Annotated in this window: 19 protein-coding genes; 3 read left to right on the plus strand and 16 right to left on the minus strand. The window is 37.3% G+C overall.

All coding sequences use genetic code 11. The features are described from left to right. Positions 1–127: 127 nt before the first annotated feature. Positions 128–502, minus strand: coding sequence for a four helix bundle protein (locus KI742_RS17855; RefSeq protein ID WP_047009463.1), 375 nt, complete (start codon positions 500–502; stop codon positions 128–130). 43 nt (positions 503–545) lie between these two features. Next, positions 546–1,826, minus strand: a complete 1,281-nt coding sequence (gene tviB, locus KI742_RS17860) for a Vi polysaccharide biosynthesis UDP-N-acetylglucosamine C-6 dehydrogenase TviB (RefSeq protein WP_154204889.1) — start codon at positions 1,824–1,826, stop codon at positions 546–548. Positions 1,827–2,696: 870 nt separating this feature from the next. Between tviB and KI742_RS17865 the strand changes: the two genes are divergently transcribed. The 3 genes from KI742_RS17865 to KI742_RS17875 all read left to right on the plus strand — a co-directional run bounded on the left by KI742_RS17865 (position 2,697) and on the right by KI742_RS17875 (position 6,081). Next, on the plus strand, positions 2,697–4,022 hold the full coding sequence (locus KI742_RS17865; RefSeq protein WP_285385099.1) for an MBL fold metallo-hydrolase: 1,326 nt from the start codon (positions 2,697–2,699) through the stop codon (positions 4,020–4,022). 239 nt (positions 4,023–4,261) lie between these two features. Continuing rightward, positions 4,262–5,269 (plus strand): sugar transferase, encoded by a 1,008-nt coding sequence (locus KI742_RS17870; RefSeq protein ID WP_017820724.1) that lies wholly within the window; start codon positions 4,262–4,264, stop codon positions 5,267–5,269. A gap of 2 nt (positions 5,270–5,271) precedes the next feature. Next, positions 5,272–6,081 carry a glycosyltransferase gene (locus tag KI742_RS17875; protein ID WP_285385098.1) on the plus strand — a complete coding sequence of 270 codons (810 nt, stop codon included), beginning with the start codon at positions 5,272–5,274 and terminating at the stop codon, positions 6,079–6,081. Between the two features lie 57 nt (positions 6,082–6,138). On the opposite strand, the gene KI742_RS17880 is transcribed toward KI742_RS17875, so the two are convergent. The 14 genes from KI742_RS17880 to KI742_RS17945 all read right to left on the minus strand — a co-directional run bounded on the left by KI742_RS17880 (position 6,139) and on the right by KI742_RS17945 (position 18,736). Beyond that, complete coding sequence (locus tag KI742_RS17880; RefSeq protein WP_285385096.1) at positions 6,139–6,915, minus strand: hypothetical protein; 777 nt, start codon at positions 6,913–6,915, stop codon at positions 6,139–6,141. Beyond that, entirely contained in the window at positions 6,902–7,537 is a 636-nt protein-coding gene (locus KI742_RS17885) for a hypothetical protein (protein WP_285385095.1), read from the minus strand. The genes KI742_RS17880 and KI742_RS17885 overlap by 14 nt, the downstream gene beginning before the upstream one ends. A gap of 79 nt (positions 7,538–7,616) precedes the next feature. Then, positions 7,617–8,501, minus strand: coding sequence for a dTDP-4-dehydrorhamnose reductase (gene rfbD, locus KI742_RS17890; RefSeq protein ID WP_285385094.1), 885 nt, complete (start codon positions 8,499–8,501; stop codon positions 7,617–7,619). 1 nt (position 8,502) lies between these two features. Beyond that, complete coding sequence (locus KI742_RS17895; RefSeq protein ID WP_285385093.1) at positions 8,503–9,249, minus strand: NAD-dependent epimerase/dehydratase family protein; 747 nt, start codon at positions 9,247–9,249, stop codon at positions 8,503–8,505. Positions 9,250–9,256: 7 nt separating this feature from the next. After that, positions 9,257–9,799 carry a dTDP-4-dehydrorhamnose 3,5-epimerase gene (gene rfbC, locus KI742_RS17900; protein WP_285385091.1) on the minus strand — a complete coding sequence of 181 codons (543 nt, stop codon included), beginning with the start codon at positions 9,797–9,799 and terminating at the stop codon, positions 9,257–9,259. A 13-nt stretch (positions 9,800–9,812) separates the two neighbouring features. Continuing rightward, complete coding sequence (rfbA, locus tag KI742_RS17905) at positions 9,813–10,700, minus strand: glucose-1-phosphate thymidylyltransferase RfbA (protein ID WP_285385090.1); 888 nt, start codon at positions 10,698–10,700, stop codon at positions 9,813–9,815. Positions 10,701–10,732: 32 nt separating this feature from the next. After that, the gene (rfbB, locus tag KI742_RS17910; protein WP_285385102.1) at positions 10,733–11,794 is read right to left on the minus strand and encodes a dTDP-glucose 4,6-dehydratase; all 1,062 of its coding nucleotides are present in this window, start codon (positions 11,792–11,794) and stop codon (positions 10,733–10,735) included. After that, positions 11,791–12,657, minus strand: a complete 867-nt coding sequence (locus KI742_RS17915) for a glycosyltransferase family 2 protein (RefSeq protein ID WP_285385089.1) — start codon at positions 12,655–12,657, stop codon at positions 11,791–11,793. The genes rfbB and KI742_RS17915 overlap by 4 nt, the downstream gene beginning before the upstream one ends. After that, on the minus strand, positions 12,644–13,618 hold the full coding sequence (locus tag KI742_RS17920) for a hypothetical protein (RefSeq protein ID WP_285385088.1): 975 nt from the start codon (positions 13,616–13,618) through the stop codon (positions 12,644–12,646). The genes KI742_RS17915 and KI742_RS17920 overlap by 14 nt, the downstream gene beginning before the upstream one ends. Beyond that, entirely contained in the window at positions 13,608–14,243 is a 636-nt protein-coding gene (locus KI742_RS17925) for a DapH/DapD/GlmU-related protein (RefSeq protein WP_285385087.1), read from the minus strand. The genes KI742_RS17920 and KI742_RS17925 overlap by 11 nt, the downstream gene beginning before the upstream one ends. Then, positions 14,240–15,496 carry a lipopolysaccharide biosynthesis protein gene (locus KI742_RS17930; protein WP_285385086.1) on the minus strand — a complete coding sequence of 419 codons (1,257 nt, stop codon included), beginning with the start codon at positions 15,494–15,496 and terminating at the stop codon, positions 14,240–14,242. The genes KI742_RS17925 and KI742_RS17930 overlap by 4 nt, the downstream gene beginning before the upstream one ends. Further along, positions 15,493–16,785 carry a hypothetical protein gene (locus tag KI742_RS17935; protein ID WP_285385085.1) on the minus strand — a complete coding sequence of 431 codons (1,293 nt, stop codon included), beginning with the start codon at positions 16,783–16,785 and terminating at the stop codon, positions 15,493–15,495. The genes KI742_RS17930 and KI742_RS17935 overlap by 4 nt, the downstream gene beginning before the upstream one ends. Then, entirely contained in the window at positions 16,775–17,812 is a 1,038-nt protein-coding gene (locus KI742_RS17940) for a hypothetical protein (protein ID WP_285385084.1), read from the minus strand. The genes KI742_RS17935 and KI742_RS17940 overlap by 11 nt, the downstream gene beginning before the upstream one ends. Positions 17,813–17,989: 177 nt before the next feature. After that, positions 17,990–18,736 (minus strand): 3-deoxy-manno-octulosonate cytidylyltransferase, encoded by a 747-nt coding sequence (locus KI742_RS17945; RefSeq protein ID WP_140333029.1) that lies wholly within the window; start codon positions 18,734–18,736, stop codon positions 17,990–17,992. Positions 18,737–18,738: the final 2 nt, after the last annotated feature.

Here is an 18,738-nt window from a genome sequence, read left to right on the forward strand (position 1 = left end):
CCACGTCTTTGGTGATTCAACTAGTTCTTGTTGGATTTGTTCGTATTTGGTCATTGTGTTTTTCCGTGTGGGGAAGGTCTAGGGTCTAGGGTCTAGGGTCTAGGGTCTAGGGTCTAGGGTCTAGGGTCTAGGAAACATAATCTCCCTTTTCTTCCCTAACAAAACCTTTCCGGATTTTAATCAAAGCGGCGATCATTGCTGCTATCTCTTTGCATTCTGCAACAATGAATAAGCCACTTTCTTTATCGATGTAACCTATATCGATGCCAATATAGGTTTGCGTAAGGAGTTCACCTAACGAGCCTTTTGCGTAATAGAGAAATCTTGATTCTTCTTTCGCAGTTTCTCTTTCAAGACCTTCTGCGATATTAGAGGGAACAGATAAAGCTGATCGCGTTATTTGATCTTTAAAGCCATAATCTTGGCAATCTCGCATGAGTTTATAGACGTTACTCGCCAAACGTGATGAACGCTTCCAAACGTCTAATTGCTCGAATTTCATGGCTCGGCTCTGAGGTTATAACTTCTAGGCCCTAGGACCTTCCTTACAAACGCATATCTACGCTTTCTTTATCTAGAACGTATTTCAGGTCGTACAATACATGTTCTGGTTTACCCAAAGTACGAATTTTCTCGACACCCATTTCTTTAAATTCGTTATGAGATACCGCCATGATGATCGCGTCGTAATGACCTTGCTTTTCTTTTTCGCAAAGTGTTAAGCCATATTCATGCTGCGCTTCATCATTTGAACACCAAGGGTCCATAACATCGACGTTGATGTTGTACTCTTTTAGCTCAGAGATAATATCCACCACTTTGGTATTGCGTAGGTCTGGGCAGTTTTCTTTAAATGTTAGGCCCATAACAAGTACGTTTGCGCCTTCTACGTGAATACGTTTTTTCAGCATTTTTTTCACCAGCTGAGAAACAACGTATTGCCCCATACCATCGTTTAGGCGTCGGCCAGCCAAAATCATTTCAGGATGGTAGCCTACTGCTTGCGCTTTATGCGTTAGGTAGTACGGATCAACACCAATACAGTGACCGCCTACCAAGCCTGGACGGAATGGTAAGAAGTTCCATTTGGTGCCTGCCGCTTCTAATACTTCTAGCGTATCGATACCAAGCTTGTTGAAGATGATTGATAGCTCGTTGATTAATGCAATGTTTACATCACGCTGTGTGTTTTCAATGACTTTTGCAGCTTCGGCCACTTTTATAGATGACGCTTTGTGTGTACCTGCAGTGATGATGGTTTTGTATAGCTGGTCGACGAACTCTGCCACTTCTGGCGTTGAGCCACTTGTTACTTTAAGAATGTTCGTAACTCGGTGTTCTTTATCACCTGGGTTGATTCGCTCTGGAGAGTAGCCTGCGAAAAAGTCTTGGTTAAACTTAAGGCCAGAAACACGCTCAACAACCGGAATGCAATCTTCTTCTGTTGCACCTGGGTATACGGTTGATTCATAAACGATGATATCACCCTGATTGACTACTGTACCCAATGCTTCTGAAGCTTTAATAAGAGGGGTTAAATCCGGTTGTTTGTGTTCGTCAATTGGGGTAGGAACAGTAACAATGTAAACATTGCATTCTTTAAGTTCTTGAAGAGAGGAAGTGTAAGAAAGGTATTTTGCTTCTGCTAATTCATTATCGCTGCATTCTAATGTGCTATCACGTCCGGCAGAGAGTTCATCTATACGGGCTTGATTGATATCGAAGCCGATCGTTGGTGATTTTTTGCCGAATTCCACTGCAAGTGGCAGCCCAACGTAACCTAAGCCAATGATGCCAACTCTGGCGTTTTCTAATGAAAAGTTCATTTTTAGTTCCTAGCAAGTTTAGATTTTATAACGCCTTTGGGTATGGTTAGTTAAGATAACCAAAGGCGTAGATAGACTAAGGACGCTCAAGGCACCCTTAAAAATTCTTAATACTTGTTAGAGTGATTTGTATTCGAATAGCGAATATAGATGTTTTAGGCATGCCGTAGACACGTTGATATGGCACATGAGTATATGTGCAACGAGAACGCGCTACGGAACTAGATACATGAATGGTATATAGAAGGGAGAAACCTTATGCCTAGCCAATTATCACTCAAAAACTGCCATCGCAGCTTTGAATTGTCCCTCTGACGTTATGGGACATTTAGTTAATTATTTGTTTAAGCGCACTTTTTATAAAAGCCGACCTTGCCAGAAATGCAACAGTGTGCTTAATTGTATTTATTGTTTGGCGACATTTTTATGTCACTCGGAGAACTTTTTTTTGCTTTTTGGCACGCTACCGCCCTTAGGTCTGGCTCCTAAAGGCAATGCATTTGTTTTTTTATCATTTGTGCTCAAGGCAAAGGATTGTATAGCAAACAGGTTGCAACGAAAAGCACAACACTGACAAAAAAATGGCTTTCTTATGACAACTGGCCAAAATGCAAACTGTCAGTTTAACCAGAAAATCGTAAATTCTGCCTACCTAAAACGCGTTTTATAATACGCATTTATTCATTTTTATTTATTACAAAATGCAAAAAGTTGACTATGTGGAATATGCATCACAATTTAGTGCAACTAAAAACACCATTTGACACTCTCCTAGCATTTTGACTCCTACTTTTGTGTTTATCTGGCTGGTTGCCTCTCCCTCTTCTTTCTTGAATTCATTACATTGATGCTCATGAAAAGGAGATCGTTATGAAAGTACTTCATCATGGTGGGAAGAATACGGTGACAGGCTCTTGTCACGAACTGCAACTCGAGCACGGGAGCATTTTGATCGATTGTGGGCTATTTCAGGGTAAAGATGCATTGGTCGGCCGTCATGACCGTTCGATGGCGATAGAGTTTTCCTTAGCCAAGGTAAAAGCACTGGTGCTGACTCATGCTCATATTGACCACATAGGCCGATTACCGTGGTTACTCGCTGCGGGTTTTAAAGGTAAAATCTACTGCACACAAGCTACTGCTGAGTTGGTCCCTCTTATGCTAGAGGATGGATTAAAGCTACAACTGGGTTTAGGCAAGCATCAACGGCAGCACATCTTAAATCTAATTAAGCAGCGATTGGTGCCGTGCCAGTACAACACATGGCTTCCTCTTAAGGGGTTGGCTTATTTACGCTTTCAACCTGCAGGCCATATTTTAGGCTCTGCCTATTTGGAATTTAAACTCTCAAATAATGACGTAGTTGTATTCTCTGGCGATCTCGGCCCAAGTGATACGCCTTTACTCCCTGATCCTAAGCCGCCAGAAAAAGCGGACTATTTGTTTATTGAATCGACCTATGGTGATAAGCACCATGAAAGTGTGAAAAGTAGAAGTGCTCGGCTGCTTTCTATTGTCGAACATGCACTGGAAGATGGTGGTGTGATTGTTATTCCTGCTTTTAGTGTAGGTAGAACACAAGAACTGTTATTCGATATTGAACAGCTTTTGTACCAGGAGTCTTTACATGGAGCCCTACCGATTATTCTTGATTCGCCTTTAGCAAGAAAGGTGACAAAGACTTATCGGCGCTTTAAAAAGCTTTGGGGTAAAGAAGCAAAAAGGCGTTTGGAGCAACATCGTCATCCTCTCGGGTTTGAACAATGTATTACGATTGAGACTCATGCTGAACACATGAGACTGGTGAATCGTCTGGCGAGCACGTCTGAGCCAGCTATTGTGGTTGCGGCTTCTGGGATGTGTGAAGGTGGTCGAGTGGTGAATTACCTCAATGCGTTGTTACCAGATAGTCGTAATGATGTGCTGTTTGCTGGCTATCAAGCAGAGGGAACGCTAGGGAGAGAAATTCAAGAGGGTGCGAGTGAGGTTGATATCGAAGGAAAGAAAATTAAAGTGAAAGCTCAAATACATACGATGTCTGGCTATTCTGCTCATGCAGATATGAACGACTTACTACAATTTGTAACTGCCATTCCTACTCCTCCTAAAGAGGTTCACCTTATACATGGTGAGGAAGATTCGAAAAGATCGCTTTATCAACAACTGATAACCCTCGGATATAACTGCGTTATATAGTGAAATGAACAATCATTTAATTTCGAGACAATATAATATATCGCAAACATAGTTTTTCGAATTCATTGATATAATTACGTTAAGATTCAAAAACAAGTCATGAACAAGGACTCAGGTTCAAGAAAATTAACAAAGTTATGAGCATGTTCTGGATTCAGGGATATAATTTCTATACGAAATAAATTATAATCGCCGACTTGTAAGCAATTGGCTAGTCGATAACAACTTATTCCATTCCTATGACAGACAGTATGAGCGACACGCTTCAAGAACGAGAAGCTTCTGAATTAACTAAGCATAATTCTATCAGCATAACATCAGCATTGGACGAGTTATCCGCAAGTGAATCAAATGCTTGCCTTTATATCTACTGTCCAAAAGAAGACGAAGCAAAAATTGCTCAAGTACTTAAGAGGCATCCTGAGATTAACGCTCAGGTTAATAACTATTCTCTTAGAGACTTCAAGAGCAAAACGCTTTGCCACTTCAAAAGCTCGCATCTAGATCCTGAACAGCAAGCGTTTCTTGTCGCGGCGACAGAGCTAGGTGCTTGGGTTGAGCCATTAGTGAGCTATTTTGACCGTTCACTCGGATATACTGAAACTGAGCTTTTGCACAGCGGCTACTTCTTACACCAAAAAGCTTTTTCTATCCTTTCTAATCGTAAGAACAGCTGGCAAAAACGCTTCATCGATCTGTTGTTTGTTTTCATGCTGTCATGGGTTGCTATTCCAGTAGGGCTTATTACGGCACTACTCATTAAGCTTGAATCGCCAGGTCCGGTATTCTTTAAACAGCGTCGTACCGGTCAGTATAATGAAGAGTTTGAAGTGATTAAGTTTCGCTCTATGCGGAACGATGCAGAAAAGAACGGAGCCCAATGGGCAACAAAAAATGACGCGCGCGTAACGAAAGTCGGCTGTTTTATTCGTAAAACTCGCATTGATGAGCTCCCTCAGTTAATCAACGTACTAAAGGGAGAGATGTCGATGGTTGGCCCTCGCCCAGAACGTGAAGTGTTCATCTCTGAGTTGGAAAAAGCCATTCCTTACTATCGCTTTCGTCACGCCGTTAAACCTGGGGTCACTGGCCTAGCTCAAGTAAAATACCCCTACGGTGCATCGGTAGAAGATGCTATTTGGAAGCATAAATACGATGTCTATTACATCAAACACCAAAACTGGATGATGGAAGTAAAGATTCTTTTCCTTACAGTCAAAACGGTGCTATTTGGTATGGGGCGTTAACAATGACATCAAAATTTTCCGTTCTTTGCTCTTTGTACCACAAAGAGCAACCTAGTTATTTAGAACAATGCTTTGAGAGTCTAGAGTGGCAAACTTTGGAAGCTAACGAAATTGTTGTTGTTCACGACGGCCCCCTAACGCCAGCTTTGTATCAAGTATTAGAAAAGTGGGAAAAAATACTTCCTCTAAAACAAGTAAAACTTGAGAAAAACGTTGGCCTAGGAGAGGCACTAAACAAGGGATTGGAAGCTTGTAGATATGACCTCGTAGCACGTGTAGATACTGATGACATTAACCATATTGATCGCTTTGAAAAACAAGTTGCTTATATGGATTCCAATATCGATGTTTTTGCTGCAAGCAGTGACATTAACGAGTTTGAAACTGACCCTAATGAACCGAGCAGAGTAAAAAAAGTGCCTCACTCAGATAGTGTTTTAGAGTACAGTCTCAAGAGAAATCCATTAAACCATATGTCTACTATCTTTCGTAAGCAGGCAATCGTAGCAGTTGGTAATTACCAACACCATTTGTACATGGAAGATTACTATTTATGGTTGAGATTACAGGCAAATGGCTACAAAATCAGTAACATTTCGGAAGTACTTGTTAGTGCTCGCGTGGGAAATGGTATGCTAGAGCGACGTCGTGGTTGGTCCTATGCGTTAAGCGAACTAAGAATGATGCGAAAAATGTATAATTTAAAGCTCGCGAAGGGTCCCAAAACCGCTGTTTACTTTTCAGTAAGAGCCTTATCTAGATTAATACCAGCTCATCTATTAAGTAAAGTCTACTCTTACAAGCTTCGGTAAAAATACATACAGCTTTAGTTATCACAAAATTTGAAACTAAAGCTGTATTCTTATTTATCATTTTCTCACAAAAGCGAGCACTTCAAAAGACAACAACCTATAAAGTAACATATACAATACTACAATAGATATATAAGTTGGCGCGCTAAATAAAACACATAGAACACTGACAATAAAATAATAAACATATCGGCCTCGTCCTTTATTAGCAAGATAAAACTTAGAAAAGAACTCTAAATTAAATCTTTTTTCAGAACATCGCTCGATCAAGTTAATTAATGGGAAGACTAAGATTAGCCACGCAGCTGAAGCCCAAGATGCCTGTGATAAAACAATAATAGGTAACACATAACGAGAAAGCACTAACATAAAGTGTAAAGGCAAGTTAGCTAAACTGCGGACATTATTGTATACCGCATATAATGCCAAGATAATTACAATATTCGCAAGGTAGTACATTGATATTTCTTTATTAAAGAAATATATACCTCCCCCTAATACAGTGATTAACAAAATTCTTCCAAAATAGATCGAGTATTTACTCTCTTCGTAGAAGCGAAGCTCCTCCCTACTCAACCTTAACGTAGGTTTTTTCTCATTCTTAATCGTTTCAGCATCATTCCATATATATCCCATCTCATAAGCAGCATAGACACCGGTCAGATATATAAAAGATAGAAACACAAGTTCTGATTCAAAGCCATTTGGCATCAAAATCAATAATAGAACCGGTACGATATAGATCAAAACCCAAGAAACGAGCTTCTCGATACTTTTAAATCGAGTATGAATGGAATACAAGAATGGAGTATAAAAAAACTTATAGTCTAACAATTTTGACACCTTTTGTTTTCCAAAAATCTGAGGATTTCCCTTTTGGAATAACAGCAAAAAATTCATCACATAATTCTATGCAATCACTATCACTTTTATTATCAGTCACAAAAACAACTTCATGGTATTGTTGGGCTATCTCTTTAATAACTTGTTTCTTTCTACCTAGGTTATCGAAAAGAATTCTGCCATTAAATACTTCGAAACGATCGAATTGCAAAGTTGTTGATGAAAAGCCAGAGCCATTAAATTTATCATTAACAGCCGATACAATAGGCTCCAGCGAAGCGGAATGAAATTGAACCTCATAACCTTGATTGACATATGATTTTATAAAACTGTCAATTTTGTTGTTAAGTGGCAGCTGTTCAATATACTCTCTTGCCAGTGAGTTTAGCTCTACTTTGGTCATGCCTTTCAGTTGCCTTACTAGAGCGACTCGAACTAAATCGATATCAAAGACTTTATACAATATGGCATTAGAAATCTTAACTATTTTGTTTTTATGAATCAAAGATGGCTTGGCTCCCTTTTTATTGATAATATAATTAATAAAATCAACTGTCGTATTTACTGGATATAATGTATCACAGATATCTACGAGCAATATTTTGGTAGTCATAAAATTATTACTTTATTAAAAGCAAAATGCAGCGTCTTTACACTGCATTCTTGTCAATTTATCAAAATAAAAGAAATGTTTATTGGACAGCTAACTTTTCAATTATTTTTGCTAAGCGGTCCCGCCATCTACTTTGCTTAACGTCCCAATAAACCTCTGTCGAATCGCAATCAAGTATAGAGTACTCTGGACGTGGCGTTTTAAACGTATAGTCGGAACTCTTAATCGCATGGATAGCCGGAGCCTGTCTGATAAATCCATACTCTAGTGCGTCAGCAACGATAGCCCTAGCGAAGCCATGCCAACTTGTTGCCATATCACCACAGTAATGATAAGTCCCCCAACGTATATCATCTTTACTATTAATTCTCATAGCAATTTCCAATATACATTCTGCCAGGTCTCCAGCATATGTAGGACTTCCATACTGATCTGCAATAATGCTTATTTCTTCATGGCGCTTCGATAGACTTAGGATTGTTTTGACGAAGTTGTTACCATATTCGCTGAAGACCCAAGCAGTACGAATAATAACATGTTTACTGAGGTTACTTCTGACAGCCTGCTCCCCCATTAACTTGGTCTTTCCATATATACCTTGTGGATTAGTATGGGCATCCGGGAGGTATGGTTTAGTTTCTGAGCCATCAAAAACATAATCCGTTGAAACATGAATAAGAGGAATGTCGTACTTAGCAGCTATGATAGCTAAATTATACGGCCCATCTGCATTAACTTTTGTCGCAAGCGTTTCTTCTTCTTCAGCCTTATCTACTGCAGTATAGGCAGCCGCATTTACGATAACATCAGGTTTAGACTGCTCAATAACTTTTCTAACAGACTCCAAGCAAGTAATATCCAACTGTTCAGAGTCTGTTAGCATTAGAGATGCATCATAACGGTTGCTGATGCTTTGTATAGAACAACCTAATTGTCCTTTTGCACCAGTAACTAGAATTTTCATATCAAAGCCTTTTACCGTTTGGGAGATAGCTATTGTAAGTTGTCAACAAATGTTGACCGAACTCATCAGTGGCATCAAAACAACCATTTTTAATAGCGCTAAGTGAATCAACTACGTCACCTAACGTTGTTGGGTATACTTTGCTAGGTTGCATATTTTCAATACCAGCACGTTCAGCTTCTGTACCAACCAATGCTGAAAATTCTTCTGCTAAATCCGGCGCGTAGCAATAATTCATGACAATGCTTCTGTCAAATACATTAATTTCTAGATCATGAATGCTATTGTAAATCCAAGTGGAGATCACTGAATTATAGTTGGGCTTGCAGCCTGGACCGAAGACGTGTGGTAGACGATATAACCAAACTAACGCTTCATTGCGCTGGGCGTACTCCGCTAAAACAAGTTCTGCAGCTTTTTTACTTTCACCATATGCATTCTTAGGATTAATAGCATGGATTGTAGACGTAAATAAAATAGGAGTTTTCTTTTTTGACTTTTCCAACCTTTCAATCAGTAACTCTGTCAAGCCAGCATTACTGGTAACAAACTCCTCATCAGAACAACTAGGGCGAACTTCTCCGGCAAAGTGCGCAATAAAGTCGGCTTGCTCTAAAGCATCACTCAATGAATCTAAAGACGAACTTCTATCAAATTCTAATACGTTCACTTTACCGTCACGCTTGAGCTCGGATATCAATGTTTTACCAAGAAACCCTTTTGAGCCTGTTACCAGTACACTTTTCATATATTACCTATTTAAATAAATCTTTTAATGTAGATGCGTTTTTATCCTTGTCTGATAATTGGATTTCTACATCAATCTGCGGCCATTCAATAGCAACATCGACATCATTCCAAATCAATGATCCTTCATCGGTTGGGTCGTAGTAATCCGTACACTTGTATTCAAAATCTGCTGTGTCAGAGAGAACTAAAAAGCCATGAGCTAAACCAGGAGGTACCCAAAATTGGCACTTATTCTCTTCAGACAACTCAACGCCAGCCCACTGTCCGAAGGTTGGTGAATCAGGTCGAATATCTACAGCCACATCAAATACTCTACCCCGTACAACTCTTACCAATTTTCCTTGAGGTTTCGATTTTTGAAAATGCAAACCACGCAAAACACCTTTCACTGAGCGAGAGTGGTTATCTTGCACAAATTCGAAATCAATATCTAACATGCTCTGATAACGTTCTTGTTGAAACGTTTCTAGAAAGAAGCCACGTTCATCGCCAAAAACTCGAGGCTCGATAATCTTTACATCTATGATATTTGTATTAACAACTTTCATCTTAAGCTCCACTTCAGATGGCTTTCTTGCTTTCACTGAGTATCTGCATGAGGTATTGGCCATAACCTGTTTTAGCTAATGCATCAGCTTGAACAGATAAAAGCTCTTCTGATAACCAACCATTGTTAAAAGCAATTTCCTCTAAGCAGGCAATTTTTAAGCCTTGGCGATGCTCAACCGTTTGTACAAACGTCCCAGCTTCTAACAGAGAATCATGGGTCCCAGTATCTAGCCAAGCAAACCCTCGACCTAATAGTTCTACTCCTAAGTCACCACGCTGTAAGTATGCATTGTTAACATCGGTAATCTCTAACTCACCACGAGGAGATGGAGATATTGATTTGGCAATATTGATTACGTCGTTATCGTAAAAGTATAAACCTGTTACCGCATAATTCGATTTTGGCGCTTTTGGTTTCTCTTCGATACTAAGAGCCTTTCCTTCTTTATCGAACTCTACGACCCCGAAACGTTCAGGGTCAGAAACGTGGTAGCCAAATACGGTTGCTCCTTTACCCTTCTTCGCTGCCGCCAATAGCTTGTTACTAAAGTGTTGCCCGTAGAAGATATTGTCCCCTAAACACAGCGCAACGTTAGAGTTTCCAATGAATTCTTCACCAATGATAAATGCCTGCGCTAAGCCGTCTGGCGATGGTTGCTCAGCATACTTCAACGATATGCCATAGCGACTTCCATCTCCTAACATTCTTTCAAAGTTAGGTAAATCCTCAGGTGTAGAGATTATTAAAATATCTTTTATCCCAGCTAACATTAATACTGAAAGAGGGTAATAGATCATTGGCTTATCATAAATAGGCAGTAACTGTTTAGAAGTACCTAGTGTAATTGGGTGTAAGCGAGAGCCACTGCCTCCCGCTAAAATGATACCTTTATATTCCATGACGTTCATTTACTCATTATTAATTTTGGATATTATTCTTCACCTAGGCGTTCTAAACGGTAGTCACCATTTAAAACACGTTCCCACCATTGACGGTTATTTAAATACCACTCTACCGTCTTACGAATGCCAGATTCAAAAGACTCTTGTGGGACCCAACCTAACTCTCGTTCAATTTTAGAAGCGTCGATAGCGTAGCGAACATCATGACCAGGACGATCTTTCACGAAAGTAATAAGGTCTTCGTAGTTGATTACGCCTTCTGGCTTATTGGGAGCTAACTCTTCCAATAGTGAACATATCGCTTTAACCACTTCGATATTTTTCTTCTCATTGTGGCCGCCAATGTTATATGTTTCACCAACTTGGCCAGTTTTAACCACCGTGTATAGCGCACGGGCATGATCTTCTACAAACAACCAATCTCTAATTTGTGAACCATCACCGTAGACAGGGAGTGCCTTACCATCCAATGCATTCAAAATTACATGTGGGATCAATTTCTCTGGAAAATGGAAAGGACCATAGTTATTTGAACAATTAGTGACTATCGTTGGTAAGCCGTAAGTTCTTAACCAGGCACGAACGAGATGATCTGAGGATGCTTTTGACGCAGAGTAAGGAGAACTCGGAGCATAAGGTGTCGTTTCAGTGAATAAGTCATCTGTACCTTCCAAATCACCATATACTTCGTCTGTAGAAATATGATGGAAACGGAAAGTATCTTTCTCTTCTCCATCTAGTGTATTCCAATAGGTTCGGGAAGCTTCTAGTAAGACATATGTACCAACGACGTTTGTTTGAATGAACGCACCAGGTCCTTCAATTGAACGGTCTACATGGGATTCAGCAGCAAGATGCATGACTGCTGAAGGTCTATATTTTTCAAATAATGCGGCTACAGCTACAGCATCACAAATATCAACTTGTTCAAAGTGATAGCGTTCAGATTCAGAGATTGACGATAAAGAATCTGTATTACCGGCATAAGTAAGAACATCAACGTTGACGACGCTGTCATTTGTATTTTCGATAATATGACGCACAACTGCACTTCCTATAAAGCCAGCACCACCAGTTACCAATATCATTATTTTCTCCTAAAGCCGATTTTGAGTCCGTCTCGAAATCCGGAAGTAATGTTAGTTCTATAATCTTTAGATTGGGGTCGACCAAAACCAAAGTAAAAATATTTGAACACAAAGAAAGCTGAGTGCCTTATTTTCCAGCGAATTGGCACATACGACCTTCTCAGCAGTATTAGATAATTTCTAACTTGATAATACAATCTAAAAGGTGACGATACTTTAAGTGTTAAAAGGCCACCCAAGCAGGTTTCATCACCATCACCAACGGAGTGAACCATTTTTTGTGTAGAGATTAAAACAGAGTAGTCCAGACTTCTAGCGCGCCAGCACCATTCAAAGTCAACAGCATCAATAAACAATTCGTCTTCCATAACACCAATATCTTTAAATACACTGGTAGGGGTTAAACTGCCACTTGCTATAATTTGATCTACACAAAAAGTACCGTTAGGATTTTTGACTTTTTTAATAGGTAACTCAACCTGGTCATTAAATGAATTAACTATGGAAGGCCCTATACAAGCGGCTTTACCATCAAAAGTATTTAGTTCGTCAACCATAGCGACCAATGACAACTCACCAAGTTCAGAGTCTTGATCAAAGATCCAAACTGCATCTCTTCCCATATCTATGGCATGAGAAATTCCGATATTTTGGGCCGTAGCGATCCCTTTGTTAATTCCATCTGATAAATAAATAATCTCACTTGATTGTACAATTTTGTTCTTCAAGTCAAGTTCTGCACTGGAATTATCAACAACGATAATTTCCTGAACTTGCATCAAAAGTGACTGTATGAGTGAATTCAATATGTTGATATTAGGATTGTATGTAATAACAACTGCAGATACATTTTTATGTGAAATCATTTTTCTCACCGAAAATAGCATTAACCCAACCAGATAGTGAATATTTTTCCACTGTATCCATTGCCACTGGCATATACTCTTTCTCAAAGAAGGTTTCTTGTAAACAAGGAGATTCTCTGTCCAGCACTAGAATATTGTTTGGATTATAAAAGTCATAGTTCACAATATCTTTGTTTGTTGTAATGAGCTTTACACCAAGACCAATCGTCTCTATCGTCCTGATGGTTAGACCAGTTTGTTGCCTATGTGGTATATCTAGCACGCATTTAGATTGAGCCGAAAGAGTTACATAATCATCAAACTTCATTCGTTTGCTTGATATGTGTTCTTTATACCCACTTAATATTAATGCTATCCACTCTCTTGGCGTTGCATATAAATAGGGTTTAAAATTCAGCCAGTCATATTTTTTTAAAATGGAGTAAACTACATCAATTCGACCATCATGACACCACCCAACAAAGCTAAGATCATACTTTTTATTATCCTGCTTTTTGATAGCCACTTCATCCCGAAAGAATAATGGTCTGAACTTAAAACCGTAAACATTACAATCCTCACGGTCAAAAGAATGTATATCATCAAAGTATGATAATATTTTACGAGCATTTGGAACTCGGCTTATTGAATCCCATTGGTACAATATGAAACGAGCTTTATTCTGACTTTCCTTGAGTAGAGCCATATTATCTTCAGATAAAAAAGCACCTTTAATTACGAAAATAATATCAAAGAATCCGGAAGGTAAATCGTTTATTAGATTCTGATGGTGGACTGAAACATTGAAACTTGGTAATAGTCTATTTTTTATTCTAAGTTTACGATTGGTAAAGCCTTCGATAATATATTTTACTTCAGCACCATTTCTTTCAAGCTCTTGAATTATTGCTTGATCATAGTCATAAAATCCAATTCCTATGAATAAGATCTTTTTTCCTTTTAGGTCGGAACTAATTTTCATCTATAAATTGCCCGTATCTGTCTGTTTTTCGCCACTCATTCATTTCAAAGCAATAGCGCTTAATTATACGAGCAGGGGCCCCCACAATTACCGAATAATCTGGAAACTCTCCCCTAACCACAGAGTTAGCTCCAACAATACATTGCTTACCGAGTGTGGTTCCTGCATTTATTTTAGCTCCAGAACCAATGAAACAACCTTCGCCAATTGTAGTGCTATTTACAATAAAGCTCTGATCTTTGATATATTCCCCAACCTTTCTATAGTCATGATCTATGTCAGTAATCATTACGTCAAAAAGAATACTAGTTCCTTTGCATATTTTGACTTTATTTGCACATGTTAGATGAAGGCGTTGTTCAATTCTTACGTCATCTTCAATTATAATCTTGGGATCATAAAAATCGTCGTGATTCTGCTTGATAACTTCAATTCTTGAGTGATGAGCTATATAAACTCGTTCACCAATATTGGTCCCAAAATATGATAGTTTAATTGGAGAGATAATTATACTTCCATTCAGAAAACTATCAAAAACTCTTGTGTAAAATAAAGCACCTTTCAACTTATGATAATAAATACTAATATAATTGATAAGAGCTACTATTTTGTATCTTAGTTTCATAGATTAACACTTACTTTAGCTAATTTAAACAATGAATACTTACACTTACTAGATAAGAATGCACACAAAGCGGCAGATAGACCAGATGACAAACAGAAGGAATATGCCACACCAAAAGTTCCATAGACATCCATAAAAATAATGGACAACGTTATGAAAGAAATTAAGTTAAACACCGTAACATATAGAACTTTTCTAACTTCTTTAGAAAAGAACATATAATCAGCAAACAATCCGTATATGAATGTAAAATAGAACCCAGCAAGAAGCCAACTTACAACCGGTAATGAGCTATGATATCTAATATCAATAAACCACTCATAAATTAAATAGCTGGCAATATGCAGAATGAAGTAAATTATCAAAAATACTATAGATACATAGAAGGTTAACTTTTTAAGTCTTGTTTTACTATTTGGAATATCATTTTTAAGGATTTTAAAAACATAAGGTTGCCATGCTTGAGTAAAAACAGAGTTCAGTATTAACGCAATACTAGCAACCTGCGCAGCAACAGCATAAGGACCAACAAAGTTTGCACCTAAGAAAAGTAAGATTAAAAGCTTGTCACCAATTCTAATTATTTGATTTCCAAGTTCATTAAATACAAAAGCCAATCCTGTCTTTGCATATCCAAAGTAAAACTCAATATTAAAATCAAATTTAAATACGTTATTTCTTTTAATATATATCGCTAGAAATAACGCAACGATTAGAGCTGAAAGGATAATCGCCAGCACTCTTCCCTCGACATTGTAAGATAACAACACTACAAATAAAATACTAAACATCACTTGAAGTATTGAGCTACTAACTTCAGTAACAGCGAACTTAACTTGTTGGTTTGAAACCCTATAATAGACTGTCATTATACGATATAAATACCCTAAAAAGGCAGATAAGGGGACCGTCAATAATAAACCATGAGATATAGATTCTAAAGTTATTATCTTTCCAAGAACGTAAATAACTAAAAAGCTGATAATAAGCATAAATACAGGAATGAGAGATAAACTACCTAATAATTTAGCAAACTCTTTTTCCTCAACTTTAAAGTACTCAATCCCAATGTGTACATGACTGCCCCAATACATAATAGTGGACAAAAATGTCATAAGTACGATGTATACCGAGACTTGACCATATTCATCTGGAGACAAGTACTTAGTCATGATTGGTAATAAGAAAAATGGTACAGCTCTACTTAGTAATGATGATATTGTGTAAATAGATAATGATTTTAATAAGTTCATATTTCTGACACTAACTCATTGTTAATAACATCAAAAAATTGAACTTTAAGCTCTTGTGTTTCATTGTTATTTATAATATCAATCATACTTTTTTTATCTTCTACAACATAGTAATTTTCAATTTTTTCTAACGTTGAGGACTGTATAAAATCACACTCTTTAATACAAATGACTTTTCGATTGGATTGAAGCGCCTCATAAACAACTGTTGATTGAATACAAACTATGTCAGATGATTCTTTTATACAGTCACTCAAAGCAACCTCATCTGTTATAACTTTTACGTTTTTACAGTTAGAGAACTCATTTTTTATCAAGTGAGAATCAGAAAACTGATTAGGATGCAATTTGTAAATAATCTTCCTGCTAACTTCCTGATCTAAATTATATAAATAATCTTTTAATACTTCGTGGTGATTATTTCTACTGATAAATAATATAGTATCGTTACTTGCTAGTGTTACATCTTTCAACTCATGCCCTATCACCTTAAATTGTGTACTAGGCATATTGATTTCTTTAGTCCAAAACTCAGAGAAAACCCAAAACTCTTTAGGAAGATAGACACTATGCGAATTTGTGAGTGCTGGATATGAATAGACTGGGTGAGTAAAGCCAACATAACCATGCTGAAGTTCAGTAACTTTAACGCCTCTAGACTTAGCCGCACTTATCAATCCTTTTTGAATGCCATTTTGAACTAAGAAAACTTTCTTTATACCACTACACCTAAAAAGCAATTCATAGAATCTTCTTTCAGAAAGATATTTTGAGTAAGCCTCTTGCATAGCCGATATAATAATTTCCTCTTGACATAGTGAATGAAAGCTTTCATTTATAGCTTTTAAAAAACTTTCAACTATGGTTTCTGGGAGGTGTTTCTTTGACGAATAATTAAATAAAAACCTCGCATTAGCGTTTGAATTTGCTAAATGATATAACTCAATTTCAGCCACACGCTTCTTGTCAATACGATCTAATACGGGTTTACTATATTCATCGAAATAATTTCCATTACTTAATGTCCTCGAAGTTTTACAAAAAAGAATATCATTCTTTTTAAATTTTATTTTGGTTAAGAATGTAAGCTTTAAAACTAAAGAAAGTGAAAACTTGATGGTTTTTTTTATGAAATTTTTAGTTGCTATAGGTTCGTATTGTTCCTGAAGTGCTTGAAACACATTATATCTGACTATATCCCATACATTTTCGCCATTATATTCAACATTAAATAGATTATTTCTCATTTCCATGGTTTGGAAAGCAATCATGAACTCATTAATTTTCATTATTTTTCTTACCTAACGAATTAATACTAGCTAAAGACATTAGAACTATTAATGCAATTCCATGGTTTGAGTCGAACATGTATGGGTTTATCATAGCGTAACCTATGTAGCACACATATATTAATAATATCTTTATGTTTTTGAGCACAGGTGATATTATTTTAATATGTAAGTATATAAAAGCAGTCATTCCCATAAATCCAATTTGATTTAGAATGTATAGAAATTGAAGTTCAAAATAAATATCACCAGTGTAGTCTCTAGACATGGTTTTAATGGATAGTGTATGCCCTAGCCCATTACCAAATAGCAATAAATTAATACTTCCTGACATGTCACTTAGTAATACACTAGCTTGGTCAAACCTCGTCCCTATTGAGCTTACATCCCCTGTTGATTTCATATGTATTGTCTCTACAACATAAACTAGAAATACAACAAAAAACCCACCAAACAATATCGAATATAAGTAGAACTTAGGTGATATTTTAAATTTAACCCTATTTTCTAATGCGTAATACAATATCAGAAAGAGTGCTGTGAACAAGTAAAAGGCGAGGTTACCACAAAATGCTATCGCGATAAGATATATTATTAAATATATCCGTTTGCTCTTTCCTTGTTTATAAAGAAAAAAATTAACGAAGAAAGCAAATGGTAGGAGAGCATTACCAATTATTTGGATTTTGTATACCAAACCATTGTAGGTATATATATCACCCCATCCATTATTTATAACCACATGCCTCAAAACAAGATAGTTGTCAATATCAAAGATAATCGGTAATACAATACCAAGACCTATCACAACTAGGGCTTGAATAATAAAAATTATATTGAATATTTTTATGAATGATACTTCTTCAAACTTTAATATCGGTATCAAGTTTATCAAAAGAAGTATTATAAAAAATCTAATATTTAAAGTAATTTCATTACCTTGGTAAATTGAATATATTGAAGCACTTATTAACAAAACAAAGAATATCAAGAAAGGTTTGATAGACTCACGATAAACTCCTTTCATTAGAGTCAACAAACACGTTAATATTAATAATGGTGCGATCAAGCCAGATAAGAACGATATTGGTACTTGTCTTGTTAAACAAACCAGAAGAAATATGAAAGCTATCACTGATAAAGTGTTAACACGACGTGTATTAATCATGTATTTACCGAAGGTCATAAGTACGGTGGAATTTTTCTACATTGCGTTATTGATATTGGTAATTACATCGATAACTTTGGTCAAGTCAGCAGGTACATCAACGGCAAGAGAGCCAGCTTCAACTTCTACCATATCTACAACGTAATCTGACTCCAAAAAGCGCAGTATCTCAATGTCTTCTACTTGCTCATGGCGAGTCTTCGCTTTGTTGCTGTAGAAGAAGGCCAGCTGCTCTTTTGAGAAAGCGTAGATACACACTTGCTTGTAACCAAATTGATATTCACCCGTTTTCGTCTGAGGAATGCCTGCTCGACTCATGTAAAGTAACTTACCAGATTGACTAAAAGTAACTTTTGGCACAGTAAAAGAGCGAAACTCTTGCTCTGAAGTAATGGCACACATAGCATTGGTTACATTGCCACTCTTCAAGAAAGCCTTAATTACCGTATTGATATCATCTGGATTGATGAGTGGCTCGTCACCTTGGACATTAACGATGAAATCACAGTTAAGCTGCAAGTTGGCTTCTGCCAGTCTGTCGGTGCCCGTTAAGCATTCCGAGCTTGTCATCACAACCTGACCACCAAAAGCTTCAACGGCACTTTGGATACGAGCATCATCGGTTGCCACGTATACTTTTTCTTGTCCCGCAGCTAAGCAGCAACGCTCCCAGACGTGCTGTATCATTGGTTTACCACAAATATCAACTAATGGTTTACCTGGGAATCGACTTGATTCGTAACGTGCTGGAATAACAACAGCAAAGGTTTTCTCATTACTCATGA

It is taken from the genome of Vibrio sp. D417a (genome assembly GCF_030248595.1).
GTDB classification, from domain to species: Bacteria; Pseudomonadota; Gammaproteobacteria; order Enterobacterales; family Vibrionaceae; genus Vibrio; species Vibrio alginolyticus.

Coding starts and splice junctions, on each gene's coding strand:
- rfbC (WP_285385091.1), bottom strand. CDS start 9,799: ATGAAAGTTGTTAATACAAATATCATAGATGTAAAGATTATCGAGCCT.
- KI742_RS17895 (WP_285385093.1), bottom strand. CDS start 9,249: ATGAAAAGTGTACTGGTAACAGGCTCAAAAGGGTTTCTTGGTAAAACA.
- KI742_RS17885 (WP_285385095.1), bottom strand. CDS start 7,537: ATGACTACCAAAATATTGCTCGTAGATATCTGTGATACATTATATCCA.
- KI742_RS17865 (WP_285385099.1), top strand. CDS start 2,697: ATGAAAGTACTTCATCATGGTGGGAAGAATACGGTGACAGGCTCTTGT.
- KI742_RS17940 (WP_285385084.1), bottom strand. CDS start 17,812: ATGAAAGGAGTTTATCGTGAGTCTATCAAACCTTTCTTGATATTCTTT.
- KI742_RS17930 (WP_285385086.1), bottom strand. CDS start 15,496: ATGAACTTATTAAAATCATTATCTATTTACACAATATCATCATTACTA.
- tviB (WP_154204889.1), bottom strand. CDS start 1,826: ATGAACTTTTCATTAGAAAACGCCAGAGTTGGCATCATTGGCTTAGGT.
- rfbD (WP_285385094.1), bottom strand. CDS start 8,501: ATGAAAATTCTAGTTACTGGTGCAAAAGGACAATTAGGTTGTTCTATA.
- KI742_RS17945 (WP_140333029.1), bottom strand. CDS start 18,736: ATGAGTAATGAGAAAACCTTTGCTGTTGTTATTCCAGCACGTTACGAA.
- KI742_RS17870 (WP_017820724.1), top strand. CDS start 4,262: ATGACAGACAGTATGAGCGACACGCTTCAAGAACGAGAAGCTTCTGAA.
- rfbA (WP_285385090.1), bottom strand. CDS start 10,700: ATGGAATATAAAGGTATCATTTTAGCGGGAGGCAGTGGCTCTCGCTTA.
- KI742_RS17935 (WP_285385085.1), bottom strand. CDS start 16,785: ATGAAAATTAATGAGTTCATGATTGCTTTCCAAACCATGGAAATGAGA.
- KI742_RS17915 (WP_285385089.1), bottom strand. CDS start 12,657: ATGATTTCACATAAAAATGTATCTGCAGTTGTTATTACATACAATCCT.
- KI742_RS17925 (WP_285385087.1), bottom strand. CDS start 14,243: ATGAAACTAAGATACAAAATAGTAGCTCTTATCAATTATATTAGTATT.
- KI742_RS17920 (WP_285385088.1), bottom strand. CDS start 13,618: ATGAAAATTAGTTCCGACCTAAAAGGAAAAAAGATCTTATTCATAGGA.
- KI742_RS17875 (WP_285385098.1), top strand. CDS start 5,272: ATGACATCAAAATTTTCCGTTCTTTGCTCTTTGTACCACAAAGAGCAA.
- KI742_RS17855 (WP_047009463.1), bottom strand. CDS start 502: ATGAAATTCGAGCAATTAGACGTTTGGAAGCGTTCATCACGTTTGGCG.